This is a genomic window from Gilliamella sp. wkB178, from assembly GCF_001690705.1.
Classification (GTDB): domain Bacteria; phylum Pseudomonadota; class Gammaproteobacteria; order Enterobacterales; family Orbaceae; genus Gilliamella; species Gilliamella apicola_K.
The window spans coordinates 500,682-520,449 of record NZ_LZGK01000013.1; the positions used below are offsets into that span (position 1 = coordinate 500,682).

Annotated in this window: 18 protein-coding genes; 14 read left to right on the plus strand and 4 right to left on the minus strand. The window is 33.9% G+C overall.

Going from position 1 to position 19,768, the window contains the following annotated elements; translation table 11 throughout:
• Positions 1-272: 272 nt before the first annotated feature.
• The 8 genes from glgB to A9G13_RS06565 all read left to right on the plus strand — a co-directional run bounded on the left by glgB (position 273) and on the right by A9G13_RS06565 (position 11,961).
• Complete coding sequence (gene glgB / locus A9G13_RS06530; RefSeq protein WP_065556782.1) at positions 273-2,450, plus strand: 1,4-alpha-glucan branching protein GlgB; 2,178 nt, start codon at positions 273-275, stop codon at positions 2,448-2,450.
• 1 nt (position 2,451) lies between these two features.
• Positions 2,452-4,353, plus strand: a complete 1,902-nt coding sequence (gene glgX, locus A9G13_RS06535; protein WP_065556783.1) for a glycogen debranching protein GlgX — start codon at positions 2,452-2,454, stop codon at positions 4,351-4,353.
• A 9-nt stretch (positions 4,354-4,362) separates the two neighbouring features.
• Positions 4,363-5,652: a glucose-1-phosphate adenylyltransferase gene (glgC, locus tag A9G13_RS06540; protein WP_065556784.1), complete on the plus strand. Its 1,290-nt coding sequence runs from the start codon at positions 4,363-4,365 to the stop codon at positions 5,650-5,652.
• A 10-nt stretch (positions 5,653-5,662) separates the two neighbouring features.
• The gene (glgA, locus tag A9G13_RS06545; protein ID WP_065556785.1) at positions 5,663-7,105 is read left to right on the plus strand and encodes a glycogen synthase GlgA; all 1,443 of its coding nucleotides are present in this window, start codon (positions 5,663-5,665) and stop codon (positions 7,103-7,105) included.
• Between the two features lie 24 nt (positions 7,106-7,129).
• Positions 7,130-9,580 (plus strand): glycogen/starch/alpha-glucan family phosphorylase, encoded by a 2,451-nt coding sequence (gene glgP / locus A9G13_RS06550; protein ID WP_065556786.1) that lies wholly within the window; start codon positions 7,130-7,132, stop codon positions 9,578-9,580.
• Between the two features lie 165 nt (positions 9,581-9,745).
• The gene (locus tag A9G13_RS06555; RefSeq protein WP_065556787.1) at positions 9,746-10,534 is read left to right on the plus strand and encodes an ABC transporter substrate-binding protein; all 789 of its coding nucleotides are present in this window, start codon (positions 9,746-9,748) and stop codon (positions 10,532-10,534) included.
• Positions 10,535-10,537: 3 nt separating this feature from the next.
• Complete coding sequence (locus A9G13_RS06560) at positions 10,538-11,221, plus strand: ABC transporter permease (protein WP_065556788.1); 684 nt, start codon at positions 10,538-10,540, stop codon at positions 11,219-11,221.
• 14 nt (positions 11,222-11,235) lie between these two features.
• The gene (locus A9G13_RS06565; protein WP_065556789.1) at positions 11,236-11,961 is read left to right on the plus strand and encodes an ABC transporter permease; all 726 of its coding nucleotides are present in this window, start codon (positions 11,236-11,238) and stop codon (positions 11,959-11,961) included.
• A 79-nt stretch (positions 11,962-12,040) separates the two neighbouring features.
• On the opposite strand, the gene A9G13_RS06570 is transcribed toward A9G13_RS06565, so the two are convergent.
• The gene (locus A9G13_RS06570; protein ID WP_065556790.1) at positions 12,041-12,415 is read right to left on the minus strand and encodes a hypothetical protein; all 375 of its coding nucleotides are present in this window, start codon (positions 12,413-12,415) and stop codon (positions 12,041-12,043) included.
• Positions 12,416-12,466: 51 nt separating this feature from the next.
• Entirely contained in the window at positions 12,467-13,093 is a 627-nt protein-coding gene (gene lexA / locus A9G13_RS06575; RefSeq protein ID WP_065556791.1) for a transcriptional repressor LexA, read from the minus strand.
• Positions 13,094-13,488: 395 nt separating this feature from the next.
• Between lexA and coaE the strand changes: the two genes are divergently transcribed.
• The 4 genes from coaE to tsaD are packed head-to-tail and all read left to right on the plus strand — an operon-like array spanning position 13,489 to position 16,113.
• Complete coding sequence (coaE, locus tag A9G13_RS06580) at positions 13,489-14,106, plus strand: dephospho-CoA kinase (RefSeq protein WP_065556792.1); 618 nt, start codon at positions 13,489-13,491, stop codon at positions 14,104-14,106.
• Positions 14,103-14,840: a cell division protein ZapD gene (gene zapD / locus A9G13_RS06585; protein ID WP_065556793.1), complete on the plus strand. Its 738-nt coding sequence runs from the start codon at positions 14,103-14,105 to the stop codon at positions 14,838-14,840. The genes coaE and zapD overlap by 4 nt, the downstream gene beginning before the upstream one ends.
• Before the next feature lie 50 nt (positions 14,841-14,890).
• Positions 14,891-15,088 carry a DNA gyrase inhibitor YacG gene (gene yacG / locus A9G13_RS06590; protein WP_335340070.1) on the plus strand — a complete coding sequence of 66 codons (198 nt, stop codon included), beginning with the start codon at positions 14,891-14,893 and terminating at the stop codon, positions 15,086-15,088.
• Positions 15,088-16,113, plus strand: coding sequence for a tRNA (adenosine(37)-N6)-threonylcarbamoyltransferase complex transferase subunit TsaD (gene tsaD, locus A9G13_RS06595; RefSeq protein ID WP_065556795.1), 1,026 nt, complete (start codon positions 15,088-15,090; stop codon positions 16,111-16,113). Before yacG ends, tsaD begins: the two co-directional genes overlap by 1 nt.
• A 97-nt stretch (positions 16,114-16,210) precedes the next feature.
• On the opposite strand, the gene A9G13_RS06600 is transcribed toward tsaD, so the two are convergent.
• Positions 16,211-16,561 (minus strand): DUF4282 domain-containing protein, encoded by a 351-nt coding sequence (locus tag A9G13_RS06600; protein WP_065556796.1) that lies wholly within the window; start codon positions 16,559-16,561, stop codon positions 16,211-16,213.
• Positions 16,562-16,686: 125 nt separating this feature from the next.
• Here A9G13_RS06600 and ycaO point away from each other — a divergent pair, with 125 nt between their 5' ends.
• Positions 16,687-18,450, plus strand: coding sequence for a 30S ribosomal protein S12 methylthiotransferase accessory factor YcaO (gene ycaO / locus A9G13_RS06605; RefSeq protein ID WP_065556797.1), 1,764 nt, complete (start codon positions 16,687-16,689; stop codon positions 18,448-18,450).
• Between the two features lie 63 nt (positions 18,451-18,513).
• Here the strand turns inward: ycaO and A9G13_RS06610 are convergent, their stop codons facing one another.
• A complete protein-coding gene (locus A9G13_RS06610; RefSeq protein ID WP_065556798.1) occupies positions 18,514-19,344 on the minus strand; it encodes a shikimate 5-dehydrogenase in 831 nt (276 codons plus the stop codon).
• 71 nt (positions 19,345-19,415) lie between these two features.
• Here A9G13_RS06610 and A9G13_RS06615 point away from each other — a divergent pair, with 71 nt between their 5' ends.
• Positions 19,416-19,745, plus strand: a complete 330-nt coding sequence (locus A9G13_RS06615; RefSeq protein WP_065556799.1) for a nitrous oxide-stimulated promoter family protein — start codon at positions 19,416-19,418, stop codon at positions 19,743-19,745.
• Positions 19,746-19,768 lie beyond the last annotated feature (23 nt).

Here is a 19,768-nt window from a genome sequence, read left to right on the forward strand (position 1 = left end):
AAAGCCTGAAAATGTTATGTTTTCAGGCTTTTTTTATACATAGTTAACTGTTTTATTTTAATTTTTAATATTTATCATTTTCTATTAGCACTTTATGTATACAGATTAACTAATAGCCCGCACTTTTTGTTTATTAATTAATCAATTCACGTGTTATTTTTTAAAAAAATTAGTTGTATTTCTAATTTTTAGAATAGTAACTTGCATTCATAAATAGAATAAAAAATCTTGCCAGTGAAGTTTGCTTTATTTCAATATAATAAGGAATTTATATGCAATACTCATTCACTCAAGAAATCAGAAATCTTATCAATGGTCAATGTCGCGATCCATTTTCCATTTTAGGTATGCATGAGTGCAGTTTAGGGCTAGAAGTTAGAGTCTTTATTCCTAATGCACAACGTATTATTTTACTAAGTAAATATCCTTCCAAACCTATTCTAGAATTATCACCAACTACTAATAATGGTTTTTTTATTGGCGTATTATCAGGTATAAAAGAAAAATTTGCCTATCAATTAGATATTTATTGGGAAAATTATCATGAAGTTCGTGATGATCCTTATAGCTTTTGGTTTTGGTTACAAGAGTTGGATGTTTGGTTATTAAAACAAGGTAAACATTTACGTGCTTATGAAAAGTTAGGCGCTCATCCGTTTAAAATTGGTGATACTGAAGGAGTGATTTTTGCAGTTTGGGCACCAAACGCAAAAAGGGTTTCCGTAGTAGGCGATTTTAATTTTTGGGATGGTAGGCAACACCCAATGCGATTACGCCAAGAAACCGGAGTTTGGGAACTGTTCATTCCACAAGTTAAAGTTAAACAACTTTATAAATATGAACTTATTACTAGTCAGAATAAAACTGTTTTAAAAGCCGATCCATATGCATTTGGTACCGAAATCCGCCCTAATACGGCTTCAAGAGTTGAAGCCTTCCCTAAGCCCCCAATGAGTGATACTACTTTTAAAATTGCTAATAATTTTAATAAGCCTATCTCGATTTATGAAGTGCATTTAGGTTCATGGAAACGCCATCAGGATAATTCGTGGTTGTCCTACCGTGAACTTGCTGATGAGTTATTACCTTACGTAAAAGATATGGGCTTTACTCATCTTGAATTATTACCGATTATGGAGCATCCATTTGATGGTTCTTGGGGGTATCAACCAATAGGTTTGTTTTCACCAACAAGTCGTTTTGGTTCCCCTGATGATTTTGCCTATTTTTTACAAACTGCTCGCGATCAAGGTATCCATATTATATTGGATTGGGTGCCAGGGCATTTTCCGGAAGATGAACATGGTTTACGTCAGTTTGATGGTACCACATTGTATGAGTATCCAAACCCAAAAGAAGGTATGCATTTAGATTGGAATACGCTAGTTTATAACTATAGCCGCTTTGAAGTAAGGAACTATTTAATTAGCAATGCCTTGTATTGGTTGGATGTTTATGGGGTAGATGGTTTCCGGTTTGATGCGGTTGCATCAATGATTTATCGTGATTATAGTCGTAAAAGTGGTGATTGGATCCCTAATAAATTTGGTGGTCGGGAAAACTTGGAAGCAATTTCGTTTTTACAAGAAGTTAATCATGATATTGGTCAATATTATCCGGGTTGTATTACTATTGCTGAAGAATCCACAGATTATCCTTGTGTCACTAAACCTCCAGAAAATAATGGCTTGGGTTTCCACTATAAATGGAATATGGGCTGGATGCATGACACTTTGAATTATTTAAAACTCGATCCTATTTATCGTAAGTATCATCATAATTTAATTACTTTTGGCCTAACTTATGCTTATAGCGAGAATTTTATTTTACCGCTATCGCATGATGAAGTGGTATATGGTAAATGTTCTATTTTGAATAAAATGTCCGGAGACACTTGGCAAAAGTTTGCTAATTTGCGGGCCTATTATGCTTTCATGTGGGCTTATCCAGGCAAAAAATTGCTGTTTATGGGTAGTGAATTTGGTCAATGGAATGAATGGAATCATGATAGCCAGTTGGATTGGTATTTAGTAACTGAAGGCAAAAATAATTTACATCAAGGTGTTTCGCAACTAATAACAGATTTAAATAACATTTATCGACAAAATCCTGCGTTATACGAGCTTGATTACCAAGCAGCTGGATTTAATTGGTTGGTGGTTGATGATAACCAAAATTCAATCTTTGTGTTTGAACGAATAGACAATCAAGGTAACAGAATAATTGTCCTTAGTAATTATACTCCTGTTGTTCATTATAACTATCAATTTGGAGTATCTGAGAGTGGTAAATATCAAGAAATTTTAAATACTGATTCAATCTATTATGGTGGTAGTAATGTAGGTAATTTAGGTTCTATTGTCACCCAAAAAGTTGCCAGTCACGGTAAACCATATTCACTTATTGTAACTGTGCCACCATTAGCTACTTTGTATTTAGTGAGGGCCTAATATGGATTATTTACCAATGGGTAGTAACTATCAGGCTAAAACTAATAGTGTTAGTTTTACCTTGTTTTCCGCATCGGCAACCAAAGTAGAACTTTGTTTATTGGTAAATGGTACCATCAATGTTATTCCTGTTAATGAAAAAATTGGCGATGTATGGTTTATATCTATTACTAATATAATCGCAGCTGGGACTCTTTATTGTTATCGAATTGATGGGAATGCACTGTTATTACTGGATCCTTATGCTAAAGCAGTAGAAGTTATTAATGGCCAATTATGGGGTGTTGTCATTGAAGATGTTTATGATTGGCATGACGATCTTACCCCCAATATTCCTTGGCCAAAAACGCTAATTTATGAAGCACATGTTAAAGGATTAACTAAATTACATCCAAATATTCCGCAGCAATTACGTGGTACTTATGCTGGGTTATCCCATCCAGTGATGATTGATTATTTAACTCAATTAGGGATCACCAGTATTGAATTAATGCCAGTGCAATTTCATCTAGATGAACCAAGACTACAGCAATTAAAACTTCACAATTATTGGGGATACAATGTCATTGCACCTTTTGCTATTGAATCAAAATATTGGTCCAAAAGACCTAATACCACACCATTATCCGAGTTTCAAGATATGGTTAAGGCTCTTCATAAAGTTGGCATTGAAGTCATTTTAGATGTGGTTTTTAATCATACTGCTGAACTTGATGCATCAGGGCCAGTATTCAATCTTAAAGGTATCGATCCACAAAACTACTATTGGCACTATCAACAAGGGAATTTAATTAATTGGACCGGATGTGGGAACTCATTAAAATTAATGCATCCTAAAGTGATCCAATGGGTAATGGACTGTCTTCGTTATTGGGTCACAACTTGCCATATTGACGGGTTTAGATTTGATTTGGGCACAATCCTAGGGCGTACACCTGAATTTAATGCTAACTCGCCCTTATTAATTGCTATTCAACAAGATCCTGTTCTACAAAAGATAAAATTAATTGCAGAACCTTGGGACGTTGGTAATGATGGCTATCAACTGGGTAATTTCCCTTATCCATTTGCTGAATGGAATGATCAGTATCGAGATACAGTGCGTCGTTTTTGGCTCCATCAGGATATATGTTTAGGTGATTTTGCCCAACGCTTTGCTGCATCAAGTTGGTTGTTTAATAAGCAAGGGCGTACTCCAACCAGTTCTATTAATTATATTACTTGTCATGACGGTTTTACGTTGAAAGACTTAGTTAGTTTTAATCAAAAACACAATCTAGCAAATGGTGAAAATAACCATGATGGTAATAATCATAATTGGAGTAATAACTTCGGAGTAGAAGGTGATACAACTAATGTTGCAGTTACAGAGCAACGATTAGCTGTGCAAAAAAGTTTATTAGCCACACTACTTTTATCTCAAGGAACGCCAATGTTGCTAGCAGGTGATGAATGGGGTAATAGCCAACAAGGCAATAATAATGGTTATTGCCAAGATAATGAATTGACATGGTTAAATTGGTCAGAACTAAAAGATAATAACCAAGAACTACTTAATTATGTTAAAAGTGTAATCCAAATTAGGAAACAAATTCCTGCTCTAAATCATAGTCATTGGTGGCAAGATAATATTCAATGTGAAACTAAAAATGATGTACGTTGGTTAAATCAGCAAGGTAATTTAATGTCTGTTGCTGATTGGCAGGAAAATATACCCAAACTATTACAAATACAACTATCAAATAATTGGCTTATCGTTATTAATCCTACAGATGTACAACAAAATTTCTGCACCCCAAACAAAATTAAAACAAGTATTTTAGGGAAAGTTGAACAACAGCAGGGTCCTAATAACTGGAAAATCAATGCCCACACCTTTTCAATTTTAATTTTGCCGGAATAGGAGGTACATATGGATAATAAATTAGATCAGGACCTAATGTTAGCAAAAGAGTTACCAACTCAATCGATCGCCCTTATCTTAGCCGGCGGACGAGGTTCACGATTAAAAGATCTTACTTCCAAACGAGCGAAACCAGCGGTGCATTTTGGCGGCAAATTTAGAATCATTGATTTTCCTTTATCCAATTGTATTAATTCGGGTATTCGTCGCATTGGGGTGTTAACGCAATATCAATCCCATTCACTCATCCAGCACATTCAACGCGGTTGGTCATTCTTTAATGAAGAGATGAATGAATTTATTGATTTGTTACCAGCACAACAACAAGTTGAAAATAGTAATTGGTATGTTAGTACTGGTGATGCGGTTTATCAAAATTTAGATATCATTCTTCGTTATCGGGCTAATTTTATTGTTATTTTAGCCGGTGATCATATTTATAAAATGGATTATTCCAAAATGTTACTTGATCATGTCAAAAAGGCGGCTAAATGTTCAGTCGGTTGTATTAAAGTGCCATTAAAAAATGCCAAAGGTTTAGGTGTGATGACTATTGATCAATCTGAAAAAATAATTGAATTTAATGAAAAACCTGAAAATCCAACTTCATTACCTGATGATCCTAACCATTGTTTAGCTAGTATGGGAATTTATATTTTTAATACTGATTATTTAGTTAAAATGCTAGAAGAGGATCATGAGGATCCAAATTCTACCCATGATTTTGGTCATGATATTATTCCTAAAGGGGTAAAACAAGGAGTGGTGTATGCTCATCCATTCAATCGTTCGTGTGTGACTTCTGATCATTCCGCACCTCCATATTGGCGTGATGTCGGAACAGTTGATGCATATTGGCGGGCAAATTTGGATTTAGCTTCAGTCATGCCAGAACTGGATATCTATGACCCGTATTGGCCGATTCGTACTTATGTTGATCCATTACCGCCCGCAAAATTTGTGCAAAACCTTGATGGTGGTCAAGGGATGACAATGAACTCGTTGATAGGTGCCGGTTCAATTATTTCTGGTTCGATGATCGTTAATTCAATTATCTTTTCTAAAGTTCGTATAGATTCATTTTGCACTATAGATTCTTCTATTATTTCACCTGACTGTATTATTAAGCTACGTTGTCGATTACGTAGATGTATTATCGATCGAGCTTGTTATATTCCTGAAGGCATGATTATTGGTGAAAATCCCGAGGAAGATGCAAAACGATTTTATCGTAGCGAATCAGGGATCACACTGGTGACACGTGAAATGCTGCGTAAATTAGGTATAGCCCAACCATAAGGAAATAAGTATGAAAATATTACATGTGTGCGCTGAATTCTATCCTTTAATAAAAACGGGGGGATTAGCAGATGTAACCGGTGCTTTACCTAAGGTATTAAATAAATTAGGTGAACAGTGTCGTATTTTAATTCCAGGTTATCCTGCTATCAAATCAGGAGTTAGTAATGCACAAGTAGTGAAAACAATAAATACTTTTGCCGGACAAGCAACGATTCTATTTGGTTATTGTAATGATATCGGCATTTATATTATTGATGCGCCACATTTATATGCTAGAGAAGGTAGCCCATATCATGATATGTACCAAAATGCTTATGCTGATAATTATCTTCGTTTTGCATTACTAGGGTGGATTGCTAGTGAACTAGCATGTGGTTTAGACTATTATTGGCAGCCGGACATTGTTCATTCTCATGATTGGCATGCGGGTTTAAGTTGTGTTTATTTAAATTTAAAACAACCTTATCATCATGCTAAGAGTATCTTCACTATTCATAATTTAGCCTATTATGGTAATTTTGAGCGTTACCATTTACAGGAAATCCAAATTCCACAGTCTTATTTTAATGTTAATGGTCTTGAATATTATGGACAAATTTCTTATCTAAAAGCAGGTTTGTATTATTCAGATCATATTACAACTGTTAGCCCAACTTATGCCAAAGAAATCACCACAACTGAATTTGGTAATGGTTTTGATGGACTATTGCGAACTCGAGCCGAACAACAACGATTAACCGGTATTTTAAATGGTATTGATGATGATGTTTGGAATTCAACTAAAGATACCTTAATAGTATCAAGATATAATAAACGTAATTTAAGAAATAAACACACTGACAAGTATTTTTTACAAAATGAATTTGGTTTAGATACTAATAATAAACAACCTTTATTTTGTATTATTAGCCGATTGACGAAACAAAAAGGTTTGGATTTAGTTTTGTCTTTATTACCAGAAATTCTTGCAAGACGGGGGCAGTTTATTTTATTAGGTAGTGGCGACGATGATTTGTATCAAGCTTTTTCTAAACTAGCAAATAATCCTCAGTACCAAAATAATATTGCTATTTATTATGGTTATAACGAAGAACTTTCACATCGAATTATTGCTGGTGCAGATATTCTTATGGTGCCAAGCCGTTTTGAACCATGTGGGTTAACACAATTATATGCGCTTAAATATGGCACATTACCTTTAGTTCATCGCACTGGTGGGCTATCTGATACAGTGATTGATAGTACTAATGAAAATTTAGATAACAAAACTGCAACAGGTTTTGCCTATATAGATAGTAATCAAGAAGGACTGCGTTATGCCATTAATCGTGCTTTTGAATTATGGCAATCACAGCAAACTTGGAGAATTTTGCAGCAAAGAGCAATGAGCCAAAGCTTTAGTTGGCAAGAATCAGCTAAGCAATATCAACAGCTTTATAACGCTGTATAGCACGAATTATTTGGAGGATATTCAATGACATTAGTTTCTAATTTAGATTATGATTCACCTGTTGTAACAGTTGAAAAAATTAAACAGTCAATAATTTATAAACTACTTTTTTCTATTGGTCGGGACCCAGCTATAGCTGATAAACATGATTGGTTAAATGCGGTTATTTTAACAGTTAGAGATAGGATGGTAGAAGACTGGTTACGCACAGTAAGAGCACAGTTATCACAAGATAGTAAGCAAGTTTATTACCTTTCAATGGAGTTTCTTATTGGGCGTACGTTATCTAATTCTATGATTTCCAATGGTATTTATTCTGAAGTTAAAGATGCACTAAATCAATTAGGTCTTGATTTAGAAGATCTTTGTTCCTTTGAAGATGATCCGGGTTTGGGAAATGGTGGGTTAGGTCGTTTAGCCGCATGTTTTTTAGATTCATTAGCAACATTAAGTTACCCGGGATGGGGTTATGGGTTACGTTATGAATATGGAATGTTTAAACAAACTATTGTAGATAATCAACAGGTCGAAGTTCCGGATAATTGGTTAAAACATGGTGATGCGTGGGAGTTTTATCGCCATAGTATTGAATATAAAGTTGAATTTGGTGGTCGAGTTCAACAAGAAGGTGATATTACTCGCTGGTTAGATACTGAAAAAGTGTTGGCTTATGCTTATGATCAAATTATTCCAGGTTATGACAATGATGTAACTAACACTTTGCGATTATGGTCAGCTAAAGCTATCGATGAACTTGACCTTACCAAGTTTAATCAAGGTGATTATTTTGCAGCGGTTCAGGATAAATCTCTTTCTGAAAATGTATCACTGGTACTTTATCCAGATGACTCAACTATGCACGGTAAGGCACTACGTTTATCGCAAGAATATTTTTTAGTCTCAGCAACAATCCAAGATATTATTTCTAGACATTATCGAGTAAATGGTACTGTAGATAATTTAGTTGAAAAAGTAGCCATTCATTTAAATGATACTCACCCGGTATTAGCTATACCTGAGTTTATTCGAATATTAACAGATCATTATGATTACTCTTTCGACAAAGCTTGGAAAATGGCTCAGAAAATATTTTCTTATACTAATCACACACTTATGTCTGAAGCTCTGGAAACTTGGACTGTTGATATGATGAGTAAGGTGTTACCATATCATTTACAAATTATTTTTAAAATTAACTATGCATTTTTGGAAGAAGTCAAAAAATTGCAACCTAATGATAATGAGTTATTGTCTCGAGTATCAATTATCGATGAAGGTAATGGGCGACGGGTGCGAATGGCGTGGTTGGCGGTTATAGCTAGTCATAAAGTTAATGGGGTGTCGCAATTGCATTCTGATTTAATGGTCAAATCATTATTTGCTGATTTTGCCAAGTTATATCCAGAAAAATTCTGCAATAAAACCAATGGTATTTCTCCTCGACGTTGGGTTGGTGTAGCTAATCCTGGCCTAGCTAATTTATTAGATAAATACTTGAGTAAACATTGGCGCACTAATCTGAACTTACTTAGTGAATTAAATGATAAAACTGATTACCCTATGTTTTTAAAAGAATTACAAGATGTTAAAAAAGCTAATAAAGAAAGATTAACTAAATTTATTGCTGATAAACTTGATATTGTTATTCATCCAGAAGCATTATTTGATATGCAAATAAAGCGTATCCACGAGTATAAACGCCAGAGTTTAAATTTATTACATACTATTGTTCGTTATAATGAAATTTTGGCGAATCCTGAGGCGGACTGGGTACCAAGAGTGGTATTTTTCGCGGGTAAAGCGGCAAGTGCTTACAAACTGGCTAAACAGACTATCCAATTAATTAATGAAGTGGCAACCTTTATTAATAACGATAAACGAATTAATGGTAAACTCAAAGTCATATTTGTACCCAATTATAGTGTTAGCCTTGCAGAAATTATGATCCCAGCGGCTGATCTATCTGAACAAATTTCATTGGCTGGTTTTGAAGCTTCCGGAACCAGTAATATGAAATTTGCACTTAATGGTTCATTAATTATAGGAACACTTGATGGTGCTAATGTTGAAATTAAAGAAAGTGTTGGTGATGATAATATTTTTATCTTTGGTCATAATGCTAAAGAAGTTGAAGAACTGCGTTCAACATATAACCCTCGCGATTACTATGAACATGATCAGCGTATTAATCAAGCATTGACGCAAATAGCCACTGGTTATTTTAGTCCTTTAAATCCGGAACGCTATCGCGGATTATTTGATGCAATAGCCAATTTTGGTGACCGTTATCAAAATTTGGCAGATTTTGAATCTTATTATCAAGTACAAAAAAAGGTTGATGAAGTGTACCGAGATCCTAATCAATGGTTCCGAAAAACTGCATTTAATATTGCTAATATGGGTAAGTTTTCATCTGATAGAACCATTCAAGAGTATGCTGAAGACATTTGGGGTATAAAGCCAATCAAACTCTAAAGTTAAATATCGATTTTATTAGTTGTTTGTAGTTAAAGTTAATTTAGAATTGCAGATTTAATTCTGCAATTCTTATAATATTCTATATTTTCATAATTATTTTTTATTATCAAATTTATTCAGAACAGCGTATATTATACATCCAATCTACTTAGAGACTTAATTATGAAAAAACTATTAAAATCATTATTTGTTATTAATTTATTATGGTTGCCTTTCGTTGGACAAGCTCAATTACCTGAATCGATAAAGATAGGTTCCGATACTTCTTATGCCCCATTTGATTATATTGATGCTAATGGTCAAATTACTGGCTTTAATATTGAGCTAACTCAGGCGCTTTGTGACAAAATTAATATTAAATGTAATTTTGCTACAACTGATTTTAATGCCTTAGTCCCATCCCTGCTATCACGTAAAATTGATATGATTTCTTCATCATTTTCTATTACTGAAAAACGTGAAAAACAAATTGCATTTTCTGATCCTACTTTTGCGGTAAATTCTCGATTAGTAGCTAAAAATAATGCCAATTTATTGCCGACAGTGGAATCATTGAAAGGAAAACGTGTTGGTGTTGAACAAGGTACTACCCAAGAATATTTTGTTAATGAAGTTTGGCGTCCAAATGGCGTTATTATTGTACCTTATCAAAATCAATTACAAGTTTTTTCTGATTTAATTGCTGGGCGTTTAGATGCGGTTTTACAAGATGAAGTAACAGCTAGTGAGTCTTTTCTAAAACAACCACAAGGTAAAGATTTTGCCTTTGCTGGTGCAGCTTTGACTGATAAAAAATATTTTGGTGTTGGTACTGGGCTAGGATTCCGTAAAGGTGACAATGAACTTCGTGAAGCCTTTAATAAAGCGTTAGCAGAAATATTAGCCGATGGCACTTACAAAAAGATCAACGACAAATATTTTGAATTTAATATCTATAATAGTAATGAATAATCAATGCAAGGTTATATTCCATTAATTTGTCATGGTGCATTAATTACTATCAGCTTAGCGGTTGCCTCATTAATATTGGCAATGATACTAGGTATAATTTGTGCTATTGGCAAATTATCTAATTTTAAACCTACAGCGTTACTTTGCCAGGCTTATACATCGCTAATTCGTGGTGTGCCTGACTTAGTGTTAATGCTATTAATTTTTTATGGCTTACAATTCCTGCTTAATAGTATTACTGATTTTTTTAGTATTGGTTTTATCGAAATCAATCCATTAATAGCGGGAATTATTACTTTAGGTTTTATTTACGGTGCATATTTTACTGAAACTTTTCGTGGCGCATATTTGGCAGTACCCAAAACAACATTAGAGGCCGCTTTTGCTCTCGGTTTAAGTGAAGCACAAGTTTTCCGTTATGTTATGTTCCCATTGATGATGCGATTTGCCCTTCCTGGCATTACTAATAATTGGTTAGTAGTATTAAAAGCTACTGCTTTAGTATCGTTATTAGGTTTATCAGATTTGGTTAGAGCTACCAAAATAGTTGGGGAAGCAACCTATGCTCCACTTTTTTTCGCATTAATTGCTGGTGCGTTCTATCTGTTTTTTACTACGATTTCGAATATTGTTTTATTATGGTTTGAAAAACATTATTCTATCGGTATTACCAAAGCAAAATTATAAGAAAGATTATTGCAATGATAGAAATACTTCAAGAATATTGGAAAGCTTTGCTGTGGACTGACGGTTATAATACTACCGGTTTAGCTATTACACTTTGGATTTTAATATTATGTGTAACGATCGGTGGGGTGTTATCTTTGATATTGGCAGTTGGGCGTAATTCACAAAATAGATTTATTAAATTCCCAATTTGGCTGTTTACTTATGTCTTTCGCGGTACGCCCTTATATGTACAGTTGCTAATTATCTATACTGGTATTTATACTTTAAGTATAGTAAAAGAGAATTATATTCTTGATGAATTTTTCCGGAACGGATTAAATTGCACTATATTAGCTTTCACCTTAAATACCTGCGCTTATACTACAGAATTTTTTGCTGGTGCAATTCGTAATGTACCAAATGGTGAAATTGAAGCCGCAACTGCTTTAGGTTTTAATCGTTTTCAATTATATCGGCATATTATTTTACCAAGAGCTTTTCGTATAGCCTTGCCGGCCTACAGTAATGAAGTTATTTTTATGTTACATTCAACCGCATTAGCTTTTACAGCCACCGTCCCTGACTTAATGAAAATTGCGCAAGATATTTATGCTGAAACTTACCAACCATTTCATGCTTTTGGTATTGCTGCTGTCATTTATTTGTGTGTAAGCTTTGTATTGATTTTCGGTTTCAAAAAATTAGAAAATTATTTCTTAGCTTATGTTAGCGTTGCAAATGTGAAGAACAACCAGTAAAGAAAGATAATTTAGAACAACAGAGAAAATAGATCAGGCAACTAAAATCATTCACTACCTGATCTAAAATATTAGTTAATTATTCCGGCAAGATATCGTTATTATCGTTGTGGTCATCTGAGTCACCATCTTTGGAACCAGGTAATGCTCTCGCTCTATCAATTGGTACATAACTACCGCTGCGAGTTTCAATTTGGCATTCACTTAAATAAATGGAATATTTAGTATTAGAATGCATACTTACCCCACGGAAATAACAATGAGTAGCATTATATAAATGGTTACGACAAAGAACGGCAATCAATATCCATACAATAACGATAGCTAAAGTAACCCATTTTAAATATTTCCAGATAAAAGACCAAAAGCCTTCTCCACGAAAACGACAATAAGCAAAAATGAGTAATAGGACTGCGATAAAACCCAAAAATTCAAATAACCAGAATAACCACATATTATTTTCCCCTAGTTAATAATTAGTGATTATTTTATACCAACTTTTTGATTACATCCATGCCCCATTACGAATAATACCGACGGCTATACCTTCAATAGCAAAATTTTGTTGTTCAAGATCAACTTTAATCGGGGCAAATTCTTCATTCTCAGCTAATAAATGTACATGTTTACCTTTTTGCGATAATCTTTTCACAGTAACTTCATCATCAATACGAGCCACTACAACTTGCCCATTTTTAACGTCTTGAGTTTTATGTACAGCCAGTAAATCCCCATCTAAAATTCCAATATCTTTCATTGACATTCCATGAACTCTTAATAAAAAGTCTGCATGGGGTTTAAACAGTGATGGATCTACTTGATAATAGCTTTCAATATGTTCTTGAGCCATAATAGGGGAACCTGCAGCAACTTGACCAATAAGTGGAATACCTTCATAGTCATTTTGGTCATTAGCACTTTCAAGTAATAGGCGAATCCCTCTTGAAGAACCGGCAATCATTTCAATTGCGCCTTTTTTAGCTAATGCTTTTAAATGTTCTTCAGCCGCATTAGCAGAGCGGAATCCTAATTTCTTAGCTATTTCAGCTCGAGTAGGCGGCATTCCTGTAGTTTGAATGTTATCTTTTATCAGATCATAAATCTGTTGTTGGCGTTCAGTTAAAGGTCTCATAATGGCTGTCCTGTGTTTATATACAGATATATGTGATTATATACAGCTAATTTTATAAAACCAACTGTTTTGTTGATTTATTTTCAAAGTTTAGTCGCAATAAGCATAGATGAGGGTCATTTGTTTAATATTATTCAAATAATAAAATATTAAAATTATCATTTTTGGCTGATGATTTTTTAATGGTTTTTTTATGATAAATAAAACATTATGATTTATTTCTACTAAACAGTTAAGAGTCTAATTATCATGTTGATTAAGTGGTGTTAATGTATATTATTAAAATGACATAATGAGATTTTATGCACTTCTATTAAGCTAATTTCAATATATATAATCATACTTAATTGTATGGTATACTGCTAAAGAAGTTAGATCTGATTGGAATTTGTCTCATGCCTTATGTTGTCGCACTTAGCGGTGGAATCGCCAGTGGTAAAAGTACTATCGCGAACCTTTTTGCGAAGTTAGGTGTGCCAATTATCGATGCCGATATTATTGCCCGTCAAGTAGTACAATCAGGTACACCTGCGTTTAATCTAATTGTTAAACATTTTAGTCAAGAAATTTTATTACCAAATGGTGAACTTGATCGTTCACAATTACGCGATATCATTTTTAATAATGATCATGAAAGGTTATGGTTAAATAGCTTATTGCACCCGATTATTCAACAAGAAGCACAACATCAGATAGCAATGCAGCAGGATGCTAGTTATGTAATTTGGGTTGTGCCTTTATTGATTGAAAATAATTTACATCGTCTTGTAGATCGTGTATTAGTGATTGATTCACCGGTAGAGTTACAGTTAGAACGTCTAATTCAAAGGGACGATATTGATGAAGCATTAGCGCAAAAGATGATACAGTCGCAAGTGTCTTCTTTAAAGCGACTTTTATATGCTGATGATATTATTAAGAATAATGGTGATTTGCAATCATTAACAGAACAAGTAAATAAATTACATCACCAGTATATCAATAACAACAAACATAAGAATGGATTAATATGAATAAGATTGTTTTTGAACACCCTCTAAATGAAAAGACACGTACGTGGTTACGTATTGAATTTTTATTGAAGCAGCTCAAAATGCATTGTCACTTTAATCAAAATAATGCTTTATTATTTTTTCATGCACTGTCTGAATTATTAGAAATTATTGAACGTAATGATGTTAAAGGTGATTTAGTCAAAGAACTTGAATCACAAAAACAAAAACTATTATCATGGATGAATATTGATGGGGTAGATCAAGAGTTATTAAATGATTTAGTGAACGGACTTGATTCATTTATAACAAAATATAATTCTACCTTAAGGCTCGGCCAATGTTTAAAAGATGATCGTTTTATTACTGCAATTCGACAACGGTTGATGATTCCAGGAGGGTGTTGTAGTTTTGATTTACCTTCATTTCATTTATGGTTAAAACAATCACAAGAAAAAAGAGATCAACAAGTACAAAATTGGTTACAACATTTATCGTTGCTTGATGAATCATTGTCATCATGTCTGCAATTAATTAGGCAATTAGGTGAATTTAAGGTTTTTATTTATACAAATAATTTTTTTCAAGAAACTAATGGTGACGTTAATCTTATCCGTATCCGGGTACCATTAGACAAAAACGTATACCCACAAGTATCTGGGCATATGTCTCGTTACAGCATCCGTTTTTTACCGCTTGAAGCCAGTGATAATATAAATCTTGATTCTATTGAATTTGAATTAGCATGTTGTTAATAAAGTAGGAGTAATACAAAAGAGTAAACATGAATAAACATATTGTTACAATGGTAAAATGTCCAACTTGTCAAACTGAAATTGAATGGTCAGAAAAAAGCCCATATCGTCCATTTTGTAGTAAACGCTGTCAACTTATTGATTTAGGTGATTGGGCCAGTGAAGAACACCGTATACCAGACAAAGATATAAGCGTACAAGATCTTTGGAGTGAAGATGAGCTTATAGACTTCGTAGGTAGACATTAATGAAAGTATTAGGTATTGAAACATCATGTGATGAAACTGGTGTTGCTATATATGATGACCAAAATGGCTTAATAGCTAATCAACTATATTCACAAATTAAATTACATGCTGATTATGGTGGTGTAGTCCCCGAATTAGCTTCGCGCGATCATATTCGTAAAACAGTGCCATTAATTCAAGCTGCGTTAACAGAAGCTCATTTAACCTCTGCAGATATTAACGGCGTAGCTTATACAGCAGGTCCGGGACTAATTGGAGCATTAATGGTCGGCGCTTCGGTGGGACGTTCACTTGCTTATGCTTGGAATGTGCCGGCAATAGCTGTACACCATATGGAAGGGCACTTACTTGCCCCAATGCTCGAAGATAATCCGCCTGAATTTCCTTTTGTTGCTTTACTTGTTTCTGGTGGTCATACACAGCTAATTAGTGTTACAGGGATTGGTCAATACCAATTAATGGGTGAATCAATTGACGATGCCGCTGGTGAAGCTTTTGATAAAACCGCTAAATTACTTGGGCTTGATTATCCGGGTGGTGCAAAACTGTCAAGATTAGCAGAGCAAGGTGATGCATCTCGATTTCATTTCCCTCGACCGATGACTGATCGTCCAGGATTAGATTTTAGTTTTTCCGGGCTTAAAACCGCAGCGGCTAACATAATCCATCAAAATACATCAAATAATGGTATAGATGCGCAAACTAAAGCCGACATAGCTAGAGCCTTTGAAGATGCGCTCGTTGATACTTTAGTGATTAAATCTCGCCGAGCACTCGAACATACAGGATTTAAACGACTAGTTATTGCTGGTGGTGTTAGTGCCAATACAACATTGCGTAACCAATTAGCTGAATTAATGAAACAACGAAAAGGGCAGATTTATTACCCAAGATTAGAGTTTTGTACTGATAATGGTGCCATGATCGCTTATGCGGGGATGATCCATTTAAAAGAACTTCCATTGACCGAATTAACTATAAATGTTAAGCCAAGATGGTCGTTAAATGAATTAGTTAAGCAATGAACTAAAATCAAAAATAAAAAATGCTAAATGATTTTAAAAGTGGGATTTATTCCCACTTAATTATTTTAATTATCAACATTAATTAAACAATTAATAATTATTGATTATTAGTGTTATTATTGCTTACTTCTTTCGTATCTGTTGATGCAGATGCTATTTTTTCAATATTGCGATTAATATTAAATAAGATGCAAATTATTTCAAATACAATACGGGTGGAGACTAGTCCGCCAATAATGGTGAAAATGCCGCTAAAAAAGGCAATCATACCCATAGAAAAGCTATAGTGGAACAACGCAAAACTACCTAAAATAATAGATAAACCACTAATGATAACTAAAGCGATAACAACCCAATAAATAATAGTGATAAATACTGGTGTTAATAATTTGTTGAAAAAGAAAAAGTCCTTAAATGAAAGATCTTTAAATTTAACATTGTTTTTCATTTTTTATTCCTATTGATAAATTTTGTGATTATTTAATTATTTTTTAAAGTTAGTATATTCATTAAAAATGAATAGCTTTATGAATTAAAGGCGCTATATATTATACAATTTTTTTGAGACTTGATATGAAAACTTATATTCTTGGCAAAGATGCTGCCCTTGAAGATTCAATTAATTACTTTCAGTCCCAGTTAGCCAAATTTAAATTAGATGTAAAAGAAGCATCATGGCTAAATCCCGTTCCCAATGTCTGGTCGGTACATATTCAAAATACTACCTGTCCACTTTGTTTTGCTAATGGTAAAGGTGCAAGTAAAAAGGCCGCTTTAGCATCAGCTTTAGGTGAATATTTTGAACGATTATCTACCAATTACTTCTTTGCCGATTTTTATTTAGGTAAAGATGCAGCTAATGCTAAGTTTGTTCATTATCCTACAGAAAAATGGTTTGCAATTCCAAAAGATAACTCCATACCTCAAGGTTTACTGTCTAAAAAACTACTTAAATTTTATGATCCAAACAAAGAGTTAGGTGCCAGTGATTTAATTGATTTGCAATCAAGTAATATTGAACGAGGGATTTGTGCTTTACCTTTTATTCAACAATCTGATCAAAAAACTGTTTATGTGCCGGTTAATCTAATTGCTAATCTTTATGCTTCTAATGGTATGTCCGCGGGTAATACTCGTAATGAGGCTCGGGTACAAGCATTGTCAGAAATTTTTGAACGTTATGCAAAAAATAAAATTATTGCAGAAGCCATAAGTTTGCCAACCATTCCTACCCCTGTGCTTAATCGCTACCCTGGAGTGTTAACTGCTATTCAAGCACTTGAAAGCGAAGGGTTCCCAATTTATTGTTTTGATGCTTCTTTGGGGGGGCAATTTCCGGTTATTTGTGTGGTTTTATTTAATCCACAAAATGGTACAAGCTATGCATCATTCGGCGCACATCCTAATTTGGGTGTAGCACTTGAACGAACTGTTACTGAATTATTACAAGGCCGCAGTTTAAAAGATCTCGATGTATTTTCACCACCAAGTTTTGCTAATGATGAAGTGGCTGATCTCAGTAATTTAGAAACACATTTTATTGATTCAAGTGGTTTAATTTCGTGGGATTTATTTAACGAACAACATGATTATGACTTTGTTGATTGGGATTTTTCGGGTACAACGGAACAAGAATTTGCCAACTTAATGGCGATATTAGCCCACAACAACACTGAAGTATTAATTATGGATTATGAACACTTAGGTGTTTATGCTTGCCGAATTTTAGCTGTAGGTATGTCGGAAATCTATCCTCCAGAAGATCTGTTAATCGCTAATAACAACATGGCAATACACTTACGTGAACTTATATTATCTTTGCCACATAAAAAACGTTCAGCTAAACAATATCTAAGCATAATTGAACAATTAGATGATGATGGGTTGGATGACTTTGCTCGGGTGCGTGAATTGTTGGGCATAGCAACAGGTAAAGATAATGCTTGGCTAACTTTACGTATCGGTGAATTAAAAGCCATGTTAGCACTTGCTGGTAAAGACTTAAAACAAGCGAAATTATGGATTGATTGGACAGTTGAAATGAATGAATCTATATTCACACCTGAACGTAATCATGCTTATCGTTGCTTACAAACTTTAGTCAATTTTATTATTGTACGAGGGAGTAAACAATTGGTTCATTACCAAGCTGCTTTTAATAAAATGTATGGTGCTGCTTGTGTTGACGAAATGTGGCAATATGCGATAGCACAAAAAAAATTTTTTGGTTTATCAAATTTTACAACTAATAGTAAAACCGCCAATAACAATTTGGAACAATTTGTTATGCATCAAAAATTGTTAAATGTCTATCACCAGTTACATGCGTTAATGTAACTGTAGTAACACAACTGATAAAACTTATTCCACCAACATATATTGGTGGAATATAATTCAGTTTTAACCTTGGCGAGCAAAGTCTCCTGCTTGTTTAATTAATTTATCATCAGGCCTAATACCGGTATATAACACAAATTGTTCAACAGCTTGCAGTACTGCAACATCGGAACCGGAAATAATTGTTTTATTTAATTTCCTAGCAAACTTAATCATTGGTGTTTCGATTGGCATAGCTACTACATCAAAAATAATATCGGCTTGTTTTATCATTGCTTCAGAAAAAGCCAATGCCTGTGCTTCAACACCACCAAGCATTCCTATTGGAGTAACATTAATAATTAATCGAGCTTGTTCAGGGGCAATAGTTTGTTCATTTTTAACCCATTTATAGTTATAGCGTTTAGCTAAGGCTTCCCCTTTTTGTTGATTGCGAGCAGCTATTACTCCATTTTTAAACCCAGCATCATAAAAAGCACCAATAACTGCATTTGCCATACCACCGCTACCTTTTAATACAAAAGCAGTGTTATTATTAATTTTATTAGACTCAATCAGTTTAGCTACTGCGATATAATCAGTGTTATAGGCTTTTAGATAATAATTGGTATTTACGATAGTATTAACTGACTGAATTGAGGTAACTGATGAGTCTAATTCGTCAATAAATTCAATACAGGCTTCTTTATAAGGCATTGAAATGGCGCAGCCACGAATAGCTAAAGCTTTAATACCATAAATAGCATCTTTCAAATTATTGGTTGTAAAAGCTTTATAAATATAATTAAGATCCAATTTTTCATACAAGTAGTTATGAAAGCGGGTACCAAAATTACTTGGACGGGCTGATAGTGACATACAAACAGTGGTATCTTTATTAATAATTCTTGCCATTAGTATTGTTCCTTGTGAAGATAGTCATATGAATCTAATTTTAGCATTTTCTAACTTAATGTGTTGTTATTATGGTTGCAAATAATACCGGTCCAAAAATAGAACAAGAAAAGGCTACCGTGCGAGCAATGATATATTTATATTGTCATAAAAATCATCACAGTCCTAATAACCAATTGTGTGATGAATGTAATGATTTACTACAATATGCCATGCAACGATTGACTATGTGTCGTTTTGGCGAGGAAAAAACTACCTGTGAACGATGCCCTAAACATTGTTATCGCAAGGATTATAAACAACAAATAAAACAAATAATGCGTTTTTCCGGACCAAGAATGATGATCTATCATCCGGTTATGGCGCTTAAGCATATTTATAAGAATATTATACGTAAGTAGAAAATTATATTGCGGAGGTACCT

What these genes read in the sequence shown, in the direction of transcription:
- glgB (WP_065556782.1), top strand. Translation starts at nt 273, where the DNA reads ATGCAATACTCATTCACTCAAGAAATCAGAAATCTTATCAATGGTCAA.
- glgX (WP_065556783.1), top strand. Translation starts at nt 2,452, where the DNA reads ATGGATTATTTACCAATGGGTAGTAACTATCAGGCTAAAACTAATAGT.
- glgC (WP_065556784.1), top strand. Translation starts at nt 4,363, where the DNA reads ATGGATAATAAATTAGATCAGGACCTAATGTTAGCAAAAGAGTTACCA.
- glgA (WP_065556785.1), top strand. Translation starts at nt 5,663, where the DNA reads ATGAAAATATTACATGTGTGCGCTGAATTCTATCCTTTAATAAAAACG.
- glgP (WP_065556786.1), top strand. Translation starts at nt 7,130, where the DNA reads ATGACATTAGTTTCTAATTTAGATTATGATTCACCTGTTGTAACAGTT.
- A9G13_RS06555 (WP_065556787.1), top strand. Translation starts at nt 9,746, where the DNA reads ATGAAAAAACTATTAAAATCATTATTTGTTATTAATTTATTATGGTTG.
- A9G13_RS06560 (WP_065556788.1), top strand. Translation starts at nt 10,538, where the DNA reads ATGCAAGGTTATATTCCATTAATTTGTCATGGTGCATTAATTACTATC.
- A9G13_RS06565 (WP_065556789.1), top strand. Translation starts at nt 11,236, where the DNA reads ATGATAGAAATACTTCAAGAATATTGGAAAGCTTTGCTGTGGACTGAC.
- A9G13_RS06570 (WP_065556790.1), bottom strand. Translation starts at nt 12,415, where the DNA reads ATGTGGTTATTCTGGTTATTTGAATTTTTGGGTTTTATCGCAGTCCTA.
- lexA (WP_065556791.1), bottom strand. Translation starts at nt 13,093, where the DNA reads ATGAGACCTTTAACTGAACGCCAACAACAGATTTATGATCTGATAAAA.
- coaE (WP_065556792.1), top strand. Translation starts at nt 13,489, where the DNA reads ATGCCTTATGTTGTCGCACTTAGCGGTGGAATCGCCAGTGGTAAAAGT.
- zapD (WP_065556793.1), top strand. Translation starts at nt 14,103, where the DNA reads ATGAATAAGATTGTTTTTGAACACCCTCTAAATGAAAAGACACGTACG.
- yacG (WP_335340070.1), top strand. Translation starts at nt 14,891, where the DNA reads ATGGTAAAATGTCCAACTTGTCAAACTGAAATTGAATGGTCAGAAAAA.
- tsaD (WP_065556795.1), top strand. Translation starts at nt 15,088, where the DNA reads ATGAAAGTATTAGGTATTGAAACATCATGTGATGAAACTGGTGTTGCT.
- A9G13_RS06600 (WP_065556796.1), bottom strand. Translation starts at nt 16,561, where the DNA reads ATGAAAAACAATGTTAAATTTAAAGATCTTTCATTTAAGGACTTTTTC.
- ycaO (WP_065556797.1), top strand. Translation starts at nt 16,687, where the DNA reads ATGAAAACTTATATTCTTGGCAAAGATGCTGCCCTTGAAGATTCAATT.
- A9G13_RS06610 (WP_065556798.1), bottom strand. Translation starts at nt 19,344, where the DNA reads ATGGCAAGAATTATTAATAAAGATACCACTGTTTGTATGTCACTATCA.
- A9G13_RS06615 (WP_065556799.1), top strand. Translation starts at nt 19,416, where the DNA reads ATGGTTGCAAATAATACCGGTCCAAAAATAGAACAAGAAAAGGCTACC.